Here is a 16,773-nt window from a genome sequence, read left to right as displayed (position 1 = left end):
TGGAATAATTCATATTTTAATAATCTAGCAAAAGGATGGAAAAAGCAGAAAAATTCTTTAAGGTTAAATTTATTTCAATAGTCTATCCAAATTCAAATATTTTTAAATATATTAGCCTTAAATTCACTGTTTATGAGGTTCTTAACCCCAATATTGCTGCCTTGGAACAAATTGAAGATATTTGCATTTTTGGAATTAGAATTTAAATGAAGGTCATATTAAATATCATAATAGTTGTATTTTTTGCAGCTGTATCCTTTGGTCAAGACAAGTCGGATTCGCTTTTTCGTGAATTAAAAAAATGGGAAGGTAAATCTGGAATTGCAGCTGATACTAATTTGTATAATATTTATTACGAACTCGGCAAAAACTTTCAAGCTACAAAAATTGATACTGCAATCTATTTTTTTAATAAAAGTATCGTATTTGCAAAGAAACAAGGAGCTACTCTAAAATTGGGAGAGAGTTTACGATTAAAAGGATGGTTGCTTACTACTAAAGGTGAATATCAAAGTGCATATAAATATCTTAATCAAGCGGATACATTAGCGAAAAAACGTCTTCATTCTCATGAAAGCAAAAAAGCTAAAAAATTACTAGCATCTATTCTACAAAATATTGGAGGAATTGAAATTTATCAAGGAAATTATCCTAAAGCAATAGAACTCGCTAATCAAGCACTACAAAAATTCAAAGAGATAAATGAAATTGAAGGTCAAAGTGCTTGTATTGGAAACATTGGATTAATAAACATGTACCAGGGGAACTTTGACGAAGCTATAACCTATTTTTCTCGTGCACTACAATTAAGTAAAAGTATAGGTTTAAAGAAAATGCAAACCAATGACTTAAGTAATATTGGTGCGTGCTACCTCAATAAAGGAGAATATCCAAAAGCATTAATATATTTTTTGGAAGCATTATCTATCAACCAGGAAATAAATAATAAGTCTGGAGAAGGAATCAATCTTGGAAATATTGGATTAATATATGCTTACCAAGGAAATTACAAAAAAGCATTAGATTACTATTTTAAGGCTTTAAAAGTAAATGAAGAATTAGGTCAAAAAAGATTTCAACTTGCAAATCTTGCAAACATTGGCCTTGCCTTTGAAAGTCAAAACAACAGCACAAAAGCAATAACTTACTACAAGAAGTCCTTGAAAATTTGTGAAGAAATAGGAGATAAAGAATCTCAAGCGAGCTTATTATCGAGCATAGGAGGTGTTTATTTTAATAATAAAGATTATCAAAAATCATTAGAGTATTTAAATAAAGCATTGCAGATACAAGAAAACATCGGTTCAAAAAGAGGAATAGCTTCTACTCATACTGTTATCGGTCAAGTGTATTTCTCATTAAACAAACCTGATAAAGCACTCGAATACCTTTATAAATCGTTAATCCTAGCAAGAGAAATTGGTTTTAAACAATGTGAAGCGGAAGCATTAGGAGAAATTGGTTATATTTTGATCAAACAAAAGAAATACAAAGAAGCTGAAAAACACCTTTCTCAAGCTATTGAAATCAGTAAAGAATTAGGAATAATTATTGAATTAAAGAATTTTTATCAAGCTCAATCAGAGTTGTATTATCAAACTAGCAATTACAAAGAAGCTTACGAAGCTTATAAAAAACACATTATGTATCGAGATAGTGTATTAAGCGAAGAAAACCAAAAGGCTACTGTTCAAAAAGAAATGCAATATGAATTTGATAAAAAAGAAGCCTTACAAAAAGCAGCTCAGGATAAAAAAGATGCCGTAGCTGCAGAAAAGTCTAGAAAACAAGTCTTTCAGCGAAACAGTTTTGTGGTTGGTTTTATTTTGATGCTTGGACTTGCTTTCATGGCCTTTCGTAGTTACCATAACAAACGAAGGGACAACGTTATTATTTCTAAGCAGAAGCAGGAAGTGGAACAGCAAAAACACCTTGTGGAAGAAAAAAATCAAGAAATTCTCGACAGTATTGCCTATGCGAGACGTATTCAATCCGCAATTCTTCCACCTGAAAGATTAGTAAAGAAATATCTCCCAGACTCCTTTATTCTATATAAACCTAAAGACATTGTAGCAGGAGACTTTTACTGGATGGAGCAGAAAGGAGACCTCCTCCTATTTGCCGCAGCAGATTGTACTGGGCACGGAGTTCCAGGAGCTATGGTAAGTGTAGTGTGTAATCATGCTCTTAACCGTAGTGTGCGAGAGTATAACCTTTCAGAACCTGGGAAGATTTTAGATAAAACTAGAGAACTTGTAATCGAAGAATTTGAAAAAAGCGAGGAAGGTGTAAAAGATGGAATGGATATCTCTCTTTGTGGGCTGAATCTAAAAACAAATACCTTAACCTGGTCAGGTGCTAATAATCCCCTATGGATAATCAGAAAAAAAGATACAGAAGTTGAGGAGCTAAAAGCAAACAAACAACCAATTGGAAAATATGTATCTCCAGAACCATTTGATACACATACTATCCAACTAGAAACTGGGGACTCTATTTATATCTTTACCGATGGGTATGCAGACCAATTTGGAGGAGACAAAGGAAAGAAATTCAAGGCGAAGAATATGCGAGAATTAGTTCTTTCTATTCAAGACCAATCAATGGATCATCAGCGAGAGGCTATTGATATAGCTTTTGAAGAATGGAAGAAGGGTCATGAGCAGGTGGATGATGTGTGTGTTATCGGTGTGCGAATATAATTCGTATTGGATAACATAACCCGTCGGGCGTTCCTTTCTTCACAATTCGAGTTTATCTTAGAATATTCACATGTCCAACCTCTGTATGATGCTGGTCGGACATGGTTTCCTTGAATTCAATTTTCCAGATATAAGTTCCATCTTTTACGATTTTTCCCCCGTAAGTACCATTCCATCCAACCTCAGCGTTATGTGATTCAAACAATACTTCACCCCATCGATTATAAATCCACAGTGTATATGTTTGTGGGTCAAAACCTGAATAGAATACAGGTTTAAATACATCATTAAATCCATCTGCATCTGGAGTGAATGTATTAGGAATATAAAATATCAATTCATCTCTAATCTTAATTACCATACGCATTGTGTCAACACAACCACCTGCATTAGATGCAACCAGTGTAACTATATAACTATTTTGGGTTTCAGGATAAGTATGTGCTGGATTTGTTTCAGTTGACCCAGGAGAATAATCCCCAAATGTCCAATAATAATCACTTGCATTAGTTGAGTGATTAGTAAAATTAATCGTAGGATTACTAATAGAAGTAGTCATTGGATCAGCAGTAAATTCAGCAATTGGTTGAGGAGTAACTTCAATATAATTGGTTTGAGTTTGCGTTCCTATACATCCTTGCGCTGTCTCAACTGTTAATGTTACTGAATATGTTCCACTTGTGTTATATGTATGAGAAACAGAACCACATCCATTTGCGCTAGTACCATCCCCAAAACTCCACGTACAAGTTGATCCTGAAGGTGCTAAATAACTATCTGTAAATGTAACCGTATGAGGTTCACATCCCGTTAAATTATCACCTATAAAATTAGGCTGAGGAATAGGTATTACTGTTATTATCACCTGATCTGTTGCCTGACAAGCTCCCACTGATGCTGTTACAGTGAATGTTGTTGTAGCTGTAGGGGTAAATGGAACACCATTAGTAATACTATTATCCCATGATATTGTAGCACCACCATAATTACTTGCACTTAAGGTGATGGATTCGCCTGCACAAATTGTTTTATCACTAGGAGCAGTAACAGTAACAGGTGCTGGTTCCACTAAGGTAGTATTCTGATTAGAAACACAGTTATTGGCATCAGTTATCGTAATTGTATAATTGCCACTACATAATCCAGAAACACTATTACTATTTCCTCCTACTGTATTTCCATTGTTATCCTTCCAAGTATATGTATAAGGTGTTGTTCCATTTGATGCTGTTACTTGGATAGAACCATCACAAATTCCATTACATGAAGGATTGGTAGGTGTAACTTGATCTATAGTTACTCCTCCTGTATTATTAATATTTATAGTTCCTGTAGCCTGACAATTATTATCATCTTTTACAATTATCGAATAAGATCCTGCGGGTAAATTGTTAAAAGTTCCCGTTGTTTGATAATTTGCTCCATTATCAATAGAATACTGGTAGGGTGAAACTCCATTGCTAGCTGTTAATATAATTTCTCCGTCATTACTGCCGCACAGTGCAGGGTTTGTTGAAGAAGTATATGTTGGGTTTTCAATAAAAGTAATCGTTACCGTTTTTACCGTATTACAACCAGAGCCGTTTGATACTGTCCAGGTTAATGTGTATGTTCCTGCTGCCGATGCCGTTATTGTAGAAGTTGGAGAACTAGCGTTGCTAAATGTTACCCCACTTGGTCCAGTCCACGTACCTGTTGCTCCAGCGCTCATGCTTCCTGCTAATGTATATGTCATCACTCCACATGCTGCAGTTGCATCAGAACCAGCATCTGCTGTTGGTCCACCTACAAAAGGTCCACCTGAAATGGTAATAGGGCATCCGTTATCATCTGTTATTTCAAAACTATACATATCCCCATTTTGTAGTCCAGTTACGGTAATTGTTCCTCCATTAGCACAAGTAGCTGTACTAAATGATGCTGTTGCTGGTAATAAGTTGCTTGCTGTAAAGTTTGAGCCGTCTATTTGAGGTAATCCGCCAGAAACAGAAACAGAGAAAGTACCAGCGGCACAATCTTCAACCGGGTTAGAGCTAATCACTTGTGGCAAATATTGAATAGCAATAGCAGCTCCCATATCGTAACAGTTATCTCCACTGTTTGTGTATGAATACCATCCATTTAAGGTATCATACATGGTAATAGGAACTATATAAAGTGTGTTATTAGTAAAAGGAGTACCAAAATTAGGTGGTGTACCAGTTTGGTTTGGAATAAAGATTCCAGGGTCTCCGGCATTTCCGCCACTGGAAGCAACCCACCCCACAAAACATGGATCTGTAAGCAAATCAGCAGGAGGAAAGACAGTTGGAGGACAAGAATATACCATATAACCAACACCCGGAAGATATACAGCAGGAAGCATAGGATCTCCTCCTAAATCTGCCGAAGGAACAAATCCACCATTAGGATCAATGGTTAAGATATCTCCATAGCAAAGCTTATAATTTTGTTGGCCATCACCAATTAAGTTAATATCAAAGGTTCCGATATTAACAATACAAGAACAATCGGAAGGATTGGTATAGGAAATAGTTGATGTACAAGTAGGATCAGCAGAAAATTGAGCGGTGATACTACAGTTTGCACCATCTGCGGGAATTCCAGAGATAGAGTAGCTGATTGGACTAGTAAATGGTGCGTTGAATGTTTGTTGGTGACCGTTACAATCAGACACAATAAGTTGTCCTGTTGTTGGGGCATCGGAAAACGTAACAGTTCCAGAAATTGTAAATGTATTAGAAGGGCCATCACAAGCAGCTATGTTTGCTTCAAAATTGCTTATATTACAAGGAGAAGAAGGACAAGAAGGTGCAGTATATGCTTGAGTTTTTAAACACACCGCCTCATCAGAGAAATGAGCAGTTATATCACAAGAAGCACCATCTGAAGTAATATTATTAATCGTATAACTCATTGGACTATTAAAGGGAGGATTTAAAGTTGTAGAATTTCCATGGCAATCTTCCACGATAAGAGTTCCTGTAGTAGGTGCATCATTAAAAGTGATTTGCCCTGAAACTGAGTGTGTATTAGTGTTTGGATCACAAGCTGATGGATTAACGGTTACTTGCGTAATCTTACAAGGAACAACAATAGAGCAGTCTGTTGAACCAGCTCCTGCAGTCCCATAGTTTGATTGATAGAAACTAATATTACCTGATTGTCCACTATAATTTGTTAAAATGACAATATATACTTCTCCAGCTTGTGCAGCTGGTGGATTTGAACCACCAGACCAATAGAAAGGATCATCATCTAAATCTCCACCAGGAGTTCCTATGCCAATTGTTTCAGTTTCATCTCCACTATAACTACATTGGATAGGTGTTACACCATTCATGATTTGTGTACATCCAGAAGCCAAATCGGTAAATGGCCCCATAAGGTAAAATCAATATCCAAAGGACTACCTCCTGAAGTAGTTTGAGATACTGTTAATTCAATAATACCGCTTTGTGCGATTTCCATATAATACCAGACAGGATTAGGAGTTGACCCCAAACAACAGTAATTTGGACCACAAGGAGCTCCATTTCCACTTCCACCATATTCATTTGGGAAGTTATAATTCTGATCGGAGCAAAAAGGATTTGCCGTAGAGCAAGGTAATGGGTTAGTATTTGTACAAGGTGCAGAACCATTGAAGCAAGTAGGCGTTGTAGGGACTCCAAACTGTGCATGTGATAAACTTCCTATACTTGATAATCCAAGAAGTAAGAGAACATAAAATAATCCTCTACTCTTATTAGTAAGATAATTGATTAGTGGTTTCATTTTAGTGTGTTTTTTTATGGATTTTCAGAACCCATTCTGTATTATAAATCCTAAAATATTGATCTTCATTACTTTCGTAGTTGTAAAAATATTTTATTGGATTAAAATGAGAAGGATCAAAAGTAGTGAGGTTGTCATGTATGATAACCTCAGGATTGTATTTACTTTTTAGCACTAACTCGGAAAGATTCATCAAGTTAGCAGGAGAATTAGCTACAGGTAAATATTCAATACGACTAATTAAATTGGCATAAAACTCAATACTCTCAGGTGTTGAAAAGTAGTGTTCGTAGTATGATCCGTAAATTTCTTTTAAGTATTTCTGCGCATCAGAGGTGTAGGTATTTTGCTGCGCATTCAGAGATGTAGCCAATACACTCAAAACAAAACAGCAAACGAGTGCTAGTTGTTGCATAATTTAATAGTTTTAGATAATTTAAAAACGAATTTCGTCTTAAATAGTTGCCTAAATTTATATTAAATTAGACTGAAAATCAACATATTCTTATAAAAAATATAAACTTCTCTTTGTTAAATAAGTTGAAGATTACGTTGCAACATGGCTATGCATTTATCTATCTCATACTTATGCGTTCTGAAAGATAAAATTGCCATACGAATCACAAAACGATTATCAATACGAGAAGATGATAAAAACACACTCCCGTCTTGGTGGCATAGTTGCATCAATTTATGATTAAAAGAATCTTCATCTTCTACTTTAGGATACCAGAAGTAAGTTACAGACAGATTGGGAGTTGGACCTACATTAAATCCCAACGTTACTACCTTTTGCCTGAAGTATTCAGTTAGCAAAAGTTTTTCTTCAAGTAAACTCTTGAATGGCGCTATACCATAGGTTTTTAATGGTAACCACATGCGTAAGGCTCGGAAATGTTTTGTTAACTCTGGTGAAACATCAGATGGATCGATGGGGAGTTCTTCCTCAACTGTATCTTGCATATAATGAGCAGATACTTTATGTGACGTAAATACAGCTTCTTTATTCTTTATAAGTACACATCCTGAGCCATACGGAAGAAACAAACTTTTGTGAGGATCACAAATCATTGAATCTGCACGCTCTATTCCTTTAAATTTATCTTTAACGCTATCTGCAAGAATAAAAAAACCTCCATAAGCGGCATCAACATGAAACCAAACTTTATATTTCTCAGCAATATCTGCAATACTATTTAGAGGATCCACAGCACCTGTATCTGTAGTACCTGCACTAGCTACAATGATAGCAGGATGTAAGCCATTCTTATTATCTTGAATGATTTGGTACTCCAAAGAAGTTATATCCATCTGATTGGAACTATCCACTTTAATTTCTCTAACAATTACCTGCTTTAGTCCCAGAATTTTGAGTGATTTCTTAACTGAATGGTGCGTGTGCTCTGTTAGATAAATAACATTTTTCTCCACCCCGTTCTCGAGAATTCTTTGATAATCTCGTGCAGCGCATAAACCAATCATATTTGCGATTGAACCTCCAGAAGTTAGATTACCAACTGCATTAGAAGGAAATCCAAAAATAGATTTTACCCAATTTAGACAAGCATGTTCCATTTCAACGGCACCAGGAGAAGCATAATATACACCGCTATATGCATTACTTATAGCAGCTAAGTAATCTCCAATGGAAGAAGCATAGATTCCACCTCCCGGTATATACCCTAAATGTCCACCTGAAGCCGCATTTATTCCATAAACAAATAAATCGTTCTCTATGGTATCAATAGTTTTTTGTATATCTTCAGGTTGTCCATCCAAAGTATATCTATTCGGAGTTGATGCACCGTTGTTAAATGTATTATTCTCTCTTAATCCTTCTAAAAAATGTTCAGCAACCTGATGATATTGATTAAATAAATCAACTCTTTCTTGATGAGAAGGTTCTAACATCTTCCCTTGCTCTTCCAATTGAGCTAACCTTTCCTCTATTGAATTTCCCATGTGGCGCCTTCTTTACTGTCATTTATAACAATATTTGCCTCTTTTAGTTTGTCTCGAATTGCATCTGATGTTGCCCAATCTTTATTTTCACGGGCTTGCTGGCGAATTTGGATTATCAATTCCATCACGGTATGTAGTTCCTCCCCTCCTCCTTTTTCTTCCATTATATTTTGTAAACCCAACACATTAAATACAAATGAATTTATTTCTTCTGATAGCAATTCTAAATCAGTACTAGTAATCGTTTCGTTTCCTAACTTAATCTGCTGAATCTTTTTAACTGCATCAAACAAATGTGCCACCAAAATAGGTGTGTTAAAATCATCATTCATGGCAGCATAGAATTTTTCTACCAATTTTTTAACGTCAAAAGAAGAGGTTGCTGAAGTGGGAAGCGATGTCAATAATTCCACAGCTTCCATTAATTTTTGAAAACCTTTTTCTGCTGCATTCAAAGCATCGCCACTAAAATCTAATACACTCGCATAATGCGCCTGCATCATAAAGAATCGTACTATAATAGGATGATAAGGTTTTCCTAGAATATCATTATGCCCCGAAAATAGTTCTTCAGGCAATAGCGTATTTCCAGTAGATTTACTCATCTTTTTACCATTTAAGGTAAGCATATTCGCATGCATCCAATAGTGCACAGGAGCATGGTTATTGGCTGCCGTTCCTTGAGCAATTTCACATTCATGATGTGGAAATTTCAAATCCATTCCTCCCCCATGGATATCAAAGGATTCGCCCAAGTATTTTGTACTCATTGCAGAACATTCCAAATGCCAACCTGGAAAACCATCACTCCAAGGAGAAGGCCAACGCATAATGTGTTCGGGCAATGCTTTTTTCCATAATGCGAAATCTAAGGGAGATCTTTTCTCATCTTGCCCATCCAAGTCACGTGTTCCCGAAATTAAATCCTCTATCTTCCTTTTAGAAAGAATACCATAGTTATATTCCTTATTATATTTATCTACATCAAAATAGACAGATCCATTGGATTCGTATGCATAACCCTTTTTCAGGATTTCTTGAATCATAGTAATTTGCTCAATAATATGACCAGTTGCAGTAGGTTCGATATTTGGTGGAAGGTTATTAAATTGCTTCAAAACATCATGAAAATTTAAGGAATACCTTTGTACAACTTCCATTGGCTCCACTTGTTCCAAACGTGCTTTTTTTGCAATTTTATCTTCTCCTTGATCTGCATCATTCTCAAGATGGCCAGCATCTGTGATATTTCGAACATATCTCACCTTATATCCTAAATGGAGCAAATAACGATAAATAACATCAAACGAGATAAAAGTTCGACAATTTCCTAAGTGTACAAAGCTATATACAGTTGGTCCACATACATACATACCAACAAACCCTTCGTGTATGGGTTTAAAAACTTCTTTATCACCCGTTAGACTATTGCTAATTTTCAATTCATTTTCTTTATATCTCATACAAAGCATTGATTTAATTGGTGCGAAAATACAATAAATAAAAGAAAAAAGGGAACTTTTCAGTTCCCTCTTCTTAAGATAACTTAATTCTTATATCTGACCATCAGAGAAGTATTTACCTTTTTTATAAACTTCAACTTTTAAAAGAAGTCCATCTGAATCATAGATATATAAACGTCCATCGAATAATCTTCCATCCTTAAAGTCTCCTTCCATCCATAATTCAAGGTTGTCATTATATACCTTATTATACGCATTTGGTTTAAACTTAGGATCTTTTATAACTGGTTTTGGTGGTAACTTATCAGCTACTTTTCCTACTTCTTTCACTTCTACTTTTGGTTTCACCATAGCTATTTCCCCAGAAGTCTCTTTTAAAGAACCATCAGAATTGAAAGTTAATTTTTCTTTCACATCACCATTTGGCCAATAACGTGTAGCTGTTCCTGTTGGTTTACCGTCTTTAGCCTCATATTCAAACTCTACTTGACCATTATCATAGAAATATTTCACAGCTCCTTCTTCATTTCCTGCATCGTCAAAACTACTTGAATATACTAAAGTTCCTTCTTCATTAAATCTTTTTAAATCATTCGTATAGTTACGTGAATTAAAAGTTCCTTCTTCTTTTACTTTACCATTCGGATGATATTTAATAAAAGCACCATTCGGTCTATTATCGATATATTCTCCTTCAGTTTTTACAGTAACACCGTCATTATAGTACATATACCAGCGACCATTTTTTCGGTCGTCCTTAAAAGGACCTTCTGAAATTTTTCCATCTGCTGGATAACCCTTTTCTGGTTGGTCTTTTCCCAAAAAGACCCACTTGCCTTGCTTTCTTCCTTGCTCATCTTTTTGGTTGACATTAGGATTTTCTTGGTCATCTCTCATAGCTCCATAAGAAGCATTTGTAAAGACCATGCCTAATGAAAAAGCAAGTAATATTGTAAGTTTTATTAGTATTTTATCTTGTCGGTTCATAATTTTGCACATTACACACAGAATAAATATCTGAATTAAAAATTAATATTCATAAATAATTTAGACCAATTGTATTTTTTCATAGACGAATAGCTAATTTCATGCCTTTTTAAAATAAAGCTCAGGTTTTACTTCTTTCAACATCGTTTCTACCATTCTTTTTAAATCATATGTATGTTTCCAATTCCAATCCTTCTGAGCTTGCATATCATTCAAAGACTGCGGCCAAGAATCAGCAATTTGCTGTCTAAAATCAGGCTCATAGCTCATCTTAAAAGTAGGAATATGCTTTTTTATCTCTGCTGCTAATTCTTTCGGTGTAAAACTTATTCCTGCGATATTATACGAGGTATGAATAGTAAGGTTACTTTGGGGGGCCTCCATTAATTCAACAGTAGCACGTACGGCATCTTCCATATACATCATTGGAAGGGCTGTGTCTTCATTTAAGAAACTTGTATATGCTTGATGTTCTTTTGCATGATAAAAAATATCCACTGCGTAATCTGTCGTCCCTCCTCCAGGTAAGGAAGTATATGAAATTAATCCGGGATAACGAATACTTCGTACATCAACACCATATTTGTCATGGTAGTATGCGCACCACTGTTCTCCAGTTTGTTTTGAAATACCATATACTGTACTTGGTTCCATGATCGTATGCTGTGGCACATCTCTTTTAGGCGTTGTAGTACCAAAAGCAGCAATAGAACTAGGCCAAAAAACTTGTTTAATCAATCCGTTTTTTGCCAATTCCAATACATTGAATAGCCCATTCATATTCAGCTCCCATGCAAACATAGGATTCTTTTCTGCAGTTGCTGATAGGAGTGCAGCAAGTAGATAAATATCTGTAATATTATTTTTCTTTACACAATCTTCCAGTGCTTTTGCATCTAATACATTTAAAGGAATGTAATTAACATCCTCCAATGCGACAGGTTTTTCTTCTTTAATGTCAGATGCAAATACATTTTCTTTTGAATATTTATGCTTTAAGAGTTGAGTAAGCTCAGTTCCAATTTGACCCCCTGCTCCAATAATTAGTACTCTTTTCATATTCCGAATATTTTATTGCGAATATAATCACTTGAATATCTTTTTAGTTAGAATTCTTAGAATTTTTATTAGAAACTGACAAAATACAAGCTCTTGTAGAAATGGAAAGTGGAAAGTGGAAAGTGGAAAGCGAAAATGATGTACTGATAACTAACTTTCAATTTTCATACCGATAACTATCGGTATTCCACTTTCAATTAATAAAATTTTTATATTTGTTGAAAATAAGACTGATGACCAACAACATAAAATGATAGATACTCGCATGACCTATCGTTTACTCATGTTTCTCACTGGATTCTTATTCTAACTAATTGTTAAACTATTAAAATTATAGAATTATGCCTATATATCACAAATTAGGAAAGATACCTCCAAAGCGTCATACACAATTTAGAAAAGAAGACGGAGGGTTATATTATGAAGAATTATACTGTACAGCAGGATTTGCTGGTGTGTATACGAATATGTATCATATACATCGTCCAACAATGGTTAGATCTTATGGTAAGAGATATTCGGTTGCTCCAAAAATTGTAGATCAGAATAATGTAAAGCCATTTAGATTAGAAGGATTTAAAGTGGCTCCTGAAAAAGACTATTTAGAGTCAAGAAAGATCGTATTTGCAAATGCTAGAACCTATGTGATTTTAGCAGCACCATCAGGTAAAAAGATGGATTATTTCTATAAAAACACCGAAGCTGATGAATTGATTTTTATCCATAAAGGTTCAGGTAAATTAAGAACTTTCTTAGGAAACTTAGATTTTGGATATGGTGATTATTTAGTTGTTCCAAGAGGTACTATCTATCAGATAGAATTTGATACGGAAGACAATAGATTGTTTATTGTAGAATCTAGAGATCCATTCTTTACTCCTAAACGTTATCGCAATAATTTTGGTCAGCTATTGGAACATTCTCCTTTCTGTGAAAGAGATGTTCGACTTCCTCAAGAATTAGAATCTCACGATGAGAAAGGAAGTTTCTTAATGAAGACTAAAAAGAATGATGAAATCATAGAGGTTGAATTTGCTGCGCATCCGTTCGATGTAATTGGTTACGATGGCTATAATTATCCGTATGCATTTAACATCAAAGATTTTGAACCTATTACTGGAAGATTACACATGCCTCCAACTATTCACCAGCAATTTGAGACAGAATCTTCTGTAATTTGCTCATTCGTTCCACGTTTATATGATTACCATCCTTTAGCGATTCCTGCACCATATAACCACTCTAATATTGATTCTGATGAGTTATTATATTATGTAGAAGGAAATTTTATGTCTAGACCAGATGTAGGATTAGGAAATATCACACTGCACCCTGCAGGCTTTACTCATGGACCACAGCCAGGAGCTGCTGAGGCAAGTATAGGTAAAAAAGGAACTGAAGAATATGCTGTAATGGTAGATACATTCGATCCTTTGATGATAACAGAAGAAACGCTTAAAATTGCAGATCCTGATTACTATAAATCTTGGTTAGAAGATTAAAAAAATAAGAAACTAATTATTAATTAAATTTAAAACAATGGCAGACAATATTAAAGCATCAGAACTAGAAAAGGTATTTAAAGGAGGTGAAGACTTCTTACCTATTTTAGGAACTGACTATGTAGAATTTTATGTGAGCAATGCCAAACAAGCTGCACATTTTTATAAATCTGCATTTGGATTCCAAACACTCGCTTATGCAGGATTAGAAACTGGAGTAAGAGATAGAACTTCATACGTATTGGTACAAGACAAGATTCGTTTTGTAATTACCGCACCTATGAATAGCAATACTTCAATTGGAGAACATGTTAAAAAACATGGTGATGGTGTAAAAGTTCTAGCATTATGGGTTGAAGATGCTCGTTATTCTTATGAGGAGACGATTAAGAGAGGTGCAAAATCTTTTATGGAACCAACAGTTGAAAAAGACGAATTTGGAGAAGTGATTCGCGCAGGTATTTATACCTACGGTGAGACAGTGCACATGTTTGTGGAGCGTAAAAATTATAAAGGACTTTTCCTACCTGGCTACCAGAAGTTGGAGTCTGAATATAATCCTCCATCAACAGGATTAAAATATGTTGACCATACCGTAGGAAACGTAGGTTGGAATCAAATGAATACTTGGGTGAAATTCTATGAAGAAGTAATGGGCTTTGTAAACTTCCTTTCATTTGATGATACACAGATTACAACTGAATACTCTGCATTGATGTCAAAGGTAATGGCTAATGGTAACGGAAGAATTAAATTCCCTATTAATGAGCCAGCTGAAGGAACTAAAAAATCTCAAATTGAAGAGTATTTAGATTTCTATGAAGGAGAAGGAGTACAGCATTTGGCTTTGACAACAGATAACATTATCGAAACGGTTACTGATATGAGAAGAAGAGGAGTAGAATTCTTATCTGCACCTCCTGAAGCATATTATGAAGATGCACCACACCGTTTATCTCAATTTAATCATGAATTAAGAGAAGATGTAAAAAAATTACAAAGTCTTGGAATTCTGATTGATGCTGATGAGGATGGTTATCTTTTACAAATCTTTACAAAGCCACTTCAAGATAGACCAACTTTATTCTTTGAAATTATTCAACGAATGGGGGCTAAAGGTTTTGGTGCTGGGAACTTTAAAGCACTTTTTGAATCTATCGAAAGAGAGCAAGAAAAAAGAGGAACTTTATAAACATTGTTCTTTTAGTTAATATTAAGACTGCCTATTTTATAGACAGTCTTTTTTTGTGTATTTTTGGTCAAATTTTTGGAACAATAGATACTATGAATTCACTTCAGGAAATAAATAAGCGCATCAACGAACTAATTTCAAATATGTCTTCTTCTAAATTATCGGAAGAGGAATTAATGGAATTAGAGCAACTTGCACAAAAACTTTACGAAAGATCCATTATCCTTAATTATAAAGCGAAGGAAGAAAAAGTATATCAAAAGGAAGGAAAGCATAAAGCAGATGATGTGAAAGAAGAAATCCCTGTAAGTCAGGAAGAGATAGTGGTGAAAGAAGAAACTAAAAATGAAACTCCACAAGAAAATACGGGAGAAATTCAATTTGATTTTTCTGGAGACATGGCTTTTACAACCGAAGAACCTAAAACAGAAACTATTGACGAAAAAATAGAAGAGAAAATAGCTCCTATGGCAAAATCCATAAATTCCTCAGAGCTAAACGATACAGAAAAGGGATTCTTAAAACAATTTACGTTGACTTATCAAGAAGTAGCCAAAGACAAAATCAATAATGCTAAACTATCTTCCCTAAAAAGTGCGTTTGGATTAAACGACAGAATGTTATTTATTCGTGAACTTTTTAATGGAAATTCGGATTTATTTAATCAAACCATGGAGGAATTAGATCAGTTTACGGAACATGAATCTGCTTTTTCAGTTATTAGTAAAATCGCTGTACAACATAATTGGGATAAAGAAGCCGACAGTACGAACGAATTTATTCATATCATTTCAAGAAAATATGTGGGGTAAAATTTTTGTAATAGGGTTTTTATGTTTTGCTTCCCTTACTTCTTTTAGTCAAGAAGAAAAAGCTAGAAAGATTGTAGAAACACTTTGTAGTGATGCATTTTATGGTCGTGGTTATGTAAATGATGGGATGAACATCGCGGCTAACTTCGTTAGAGATGAATTTAAGGAAATTGGTCTTAAACCATTTGTAAATGACACTTCATATTTTCAAACTTTTAGCTATCCAGTGAATGTGTTTCCTGATACGCTAGAATTTAAAGTGAATGATAAACATTTAAAACCAGGTGTTGACTTTTTAATAGATGAAGCTTCTGGTTCATTTCAAGGAGAGCTTTTACCTGTTTTTATAGGACCAGTACATTTTACTAAGAAGAAACTCTTTACAGAAGCATATAATGAAATAGTATCCGGCAATAAAAATGCTTTTTTCGTTGATTTAGAAAGTGTGGACGAAAAAGAGCGTCCTCAAATGATGCATCAATTAAGAGTATTAAGTAAACAAGCGCCAGTCATCTTTATTCAAACTGCAAAATTTACTTGGTCGGTAGCTGGTGAACAGTTTGATTATCCGATAATCTACGTAAAGCCAGGATTAATAGACAGGAACTCAAATCTTTATCTTCAAGTGAATGCTACATTAAACCCACAGTTTATAACTAAAAACGTTATAGGATTCCTACCATCACAAAAAGAGAATGCTGATACACTTGTATTTTCAGCACATTTTGATCACTTAGGGATGATGGGAACCTATCCTGAAAAAACAATTTTCCCAGGGGGAAATGATAATGCTAGTGGAACTTCTATGCTAATTACTATGGCTGATTATTTTACCAAGAATCCTTCAGATTACAATATCATCTTTATGGCTTTTGCAGGAGAGGAAGCGGGATTATTTGGCTCCGTAAATATGGTTAATAGCAAAGATATCGATCTGTCCACGATTAAATTCTTAATTAATTTAGATATTATGGGAAGTGGAGAAGAAGGTGTAACTGTTGTTAATGGGAGCATATATCAAGATGAATTTAATAAATTAGTGAGTATCAATAACGAGAAAAAGTACCTCACACAGATTAAATCGAGAGGAGAAGCCGCTAATAGTGACCATTATTATTTCTATAAAGCAGGTGTTCCTTCTATTTTTATCTATACCATGGGGCCAAACAAGAATTATCACGATGTTTTCGATACATACGATGCCCTATCTTTTGCAGCATATAATAACATTGTGCAACTCTTAATCGATTTCGTTGGTAAGTTATAAAAAGTCAAAAAGCTCTTACTAATTTCTTCTTCCATTTACAATAGCTAAAA

General features: G+C 34.7%; 13 protein-coding genes. 6 read left to right on the top strand and 7 right to left on the bottom strand.

The window, feature by feature from the left end; translation table 11 throughout:
- Positions 1-35 precede the first annotated feature (35 nt).
- Together M9897_01445 and M9897_01440 are read left to right on the top strand one after the other, a co-directional pair.
- Complete coding sequence (locus tag M9897_01445; GenBank protein ID MCO5267543.1) at positions 36-206, top strand: hypothetical protein; 171 nt, start codon at positions 36-38, stop codon at positions 204-206.
- Complete coding sequence (locus tag M9897_01440) at positions 207-2,702, top strand: tetratricopeptide repeat protein (GenBank protein MCO5267542.1); 2,496 nt, start codon at positions 207-209, stop codon at positions 2,700-2,702.
- Between the two features lie 52 nt (positions 2,703-2,754).
- Here the strand turns inward: M9897_01440 and M9897_01435 are convergent, their stop codons facing one another.
- The 7 genes from M9897_01435 to M9897_01405 form a co-directional block, all read right to left on the bottom strand.
- Positions 2,755-6,087 (bottom strand): PKD domain-containing protein, encoded by a 3,333-nt coding sequence (locus M9897_01435; GenBank protein MCO5267541.1) that lies wholly within the window; start codon positions 6,085-6,087, stop codon positions 2,755-2,757.
- Positions 6,042-6,479, bottom strand: a complete 438-nt coding sequence (locus M9897_01430) for a hypothetical protein (protein ID MCO5267540.1) — start codon at positions 6,477-6,479, stop codon at positions 6,042-6,044. Before M9897_01430 ends, M9897_01435 begins: the two co-directional genes overlap by 46 nt.
- A 1-nt stretch (position 6,480) precedes the next feature.
- Positions 6,481-6,894 carry a hypothetical protein gene (locus M9897_01425; protein MCO5267539.1) on the bottom strand — a complete coding sequence of 138 codons (414 nt, stop codon included), beginning with the start codon at positions 6,892-6,894 and terminating at the stop codon, positions 6,481-6,483.
- Between the two features lie 116 nt (positions 6,895-7,010).
- A complete protein-coding gene (locus M9897_01420) occupies positions 7,011-8,441 on the bottom strand; it encodes an aminotransferase class I/II-fold pyridoxal phosphate-dependent enzyme (GenBank protein MCO5267538.1) in 1,431 nt (476 codons plus the stop codon).
- Positions 8,426-9,904, bottom strand: a complete 1,479-nt coding sequence (gene cysS, locus M9897_01415; GenBank protein MCO5267537.1) for a cysteine--tRNA ligase — start codon at positions 9,902-9,904, stop codon at positions 8,426-8,428. Before cysS ends, M9897_01420 begins: the two co-directional genes overlap by 16 nt.
- A gap of 90 nt (positions 9,905-9,994) precedes the next feature.
- Positions 9,995-10,891, bottom strand: a complete 897-nt coding sequence (locus tag M9897_01410; GenBank protein ID MCO5267536.1) for a hypothetical protein — start codon at positions 10,889-10,891, stop codon at positions 9,995-9,997.
- A 99-nt stretch (positions 10,892-10,990) separates the two neighbouring features.
- Positions 10,991-11,950 (bottom strand): NAD-dependent epimerase/dehydratase family protein, encoded by a 960-nt coding sequence (locus M9897_01405; protein ID MCO5267535.1) that lies wholly within the window; start codon positions 11,948-11,950, stop codon positions 10,991-10,993.
- 341 nt (positions 11,951-12,291) lie between these two features.
- Between M9897_01405 and M9897_01400 the strand changes: the two genes are divergently transcribed.
- The 4 genes from M9897_01400 to M9897_01385 all read left to right on the top strand — a co-directional run bounded on the left by M9897_01400 (position 12,292) and on the right by M9897_01385 (position 16,723).
- Positions 12,292-13,452, top strand: a complete 1,161-nt coding sequence (locus M9897_01400; protein MCO5267534.1) for a homogentisate 1,2-dioxygenase — start codon at positions 12,292-12,294, stop codon at positions 13,450-13,452.
- Positions 13,453-13,489: 37 nt separating this feature from the next.
- A complete protein-coding gene (gene hppD, locus M9897_01395; GenBank protein MCO5267533.1) occupies positions 13,490-14,644 on the top strand; it encodes a 4-hydroxyphenylpyruvate dioxygenase in 1,155 nt (384 codons plus the stop codon).
- Between the two features lie 92 nt (positions 14,645-14,736).
- Complete coding sequence (locus tag M9897_01390) at positions 14,737-15,456, top strand: hypothetical protein (protein MCO5267532.1); 720 nt, start codon at positions 14,737-14,739, stop codon at positions 15,454-15,456.
- Positions 15,446-16,723 carry a M28 family peptidase gene (locus tag M9897_01385; GenBank protein MCO5267531.1) on the top strand — a complete coding sequence of 426 codons (1,278 nt, stop codon included), beginning with the start codon at positions 15,446-15,448 and terminating at the stop codon, positions 16,721-16,723. The genes M9897_01390 and M9897_01385 overlap by 11 nt, the downstream gene beginning before the upstream one ends.
- The last annotated feature ends 50 nt before the right edge of the window (positions 16,724-16,773 follow it).

Source organism: Brumimicrobium sp. (genome assembly GCA_023957385.1).
GTDB lineage: Bacteria > Bacteroidota > Bacteroidia > Flavobacteriales_D > Crocinitomicaceae > Brumimicrobium.
Note: the sequence above shows the minus strand (reverse complement) of the source record. Positions and strands in the feature narration are given on the sequence as shown.

Coding starts and splice junctions, on each gene's coding strand:
- M9897_01445 (MCO5267543.1), top strand. CDS start 36: ATGGAAAAAGCAGAAAAATTCTTTAAGGTTAAATTTATTTCAATAGTC.
- M9897_01440 (MCO5267542.1), top strand. CDS start 207: ATGAAGGTCATATTAAATATCATAATAGTTGTATTTTTTGCAGCTGTA.
- M9897_01435 (MCO5267541.1), bottom strand. CDS start 6,087: ATGGGGCCATTTACCGATTTGGCTTCTGGATGTACACAAATCATGAAT.
- M9897_01430 (MCO5267540.1), bottom strand. CDS start 6,479: ATGAAACCACTAATCAATTATCTTACTAATAAGAGTAGAGGATTATTT.
- M9897_01425 (MCO5267539.1), bottom strand. CDS start 6,894: ATGCAACAACTAGCACTCGTTTGCTGTTTTGTTTTGAGTGTATTGGCT.
- M9897_01420 (MCO5267538.1), bottom strand. CDS start 8,441: ATGGGAAATTCAATAGAGGAAAGGTTAGCTCAATTGGAAGAGCAAGGG.
- cysS (MCO5267537.1), bottom strand. CDS start 9,904: ATGAGATATAAAGAAAATGAATTGAAAATTAGCAATAGTCTAACGGGT.
- M9897_01410 (MCO5267536.1), bottom strand. CDS start 10,891: ATGAACCGACAAGATAAAATACTAATAAAACTTACAATATTACTTGCT.
- M9897_01405 (MCO5267535.1), bottom strand. CDS start 11,950: ATGAAAAGAGTACTAATTATTGGAGCAGGGGGTCAAATTGGAACTGAG.
- M9897_01400 (MCO5267534.1), top strand. CDS start 12,292: ATGCCTATATATCACAAATTAGGAAAGATACCTCCAAAGCGTCATACA.
- hppD (MCO5267533.1), top strand. CDS start 13,490: ATGGCAGACAATATTAAAGCATCAGAACTAGAAAAGGTATTTAAAGGA.
- M9897_01390 (MCO5267532.1), top strand. CDS start 14,737: ATGAATTCACTTCAGGAAATAAATAAGCGCATCAACGAACTAATTTCA.
- M9897_01385 (MCO5267531.1), top strand. CDS start 15,446: ATGTGGGGTAAAATTTTTGTAATAGGGTTTTTATGTTTTGCTTCCCTT.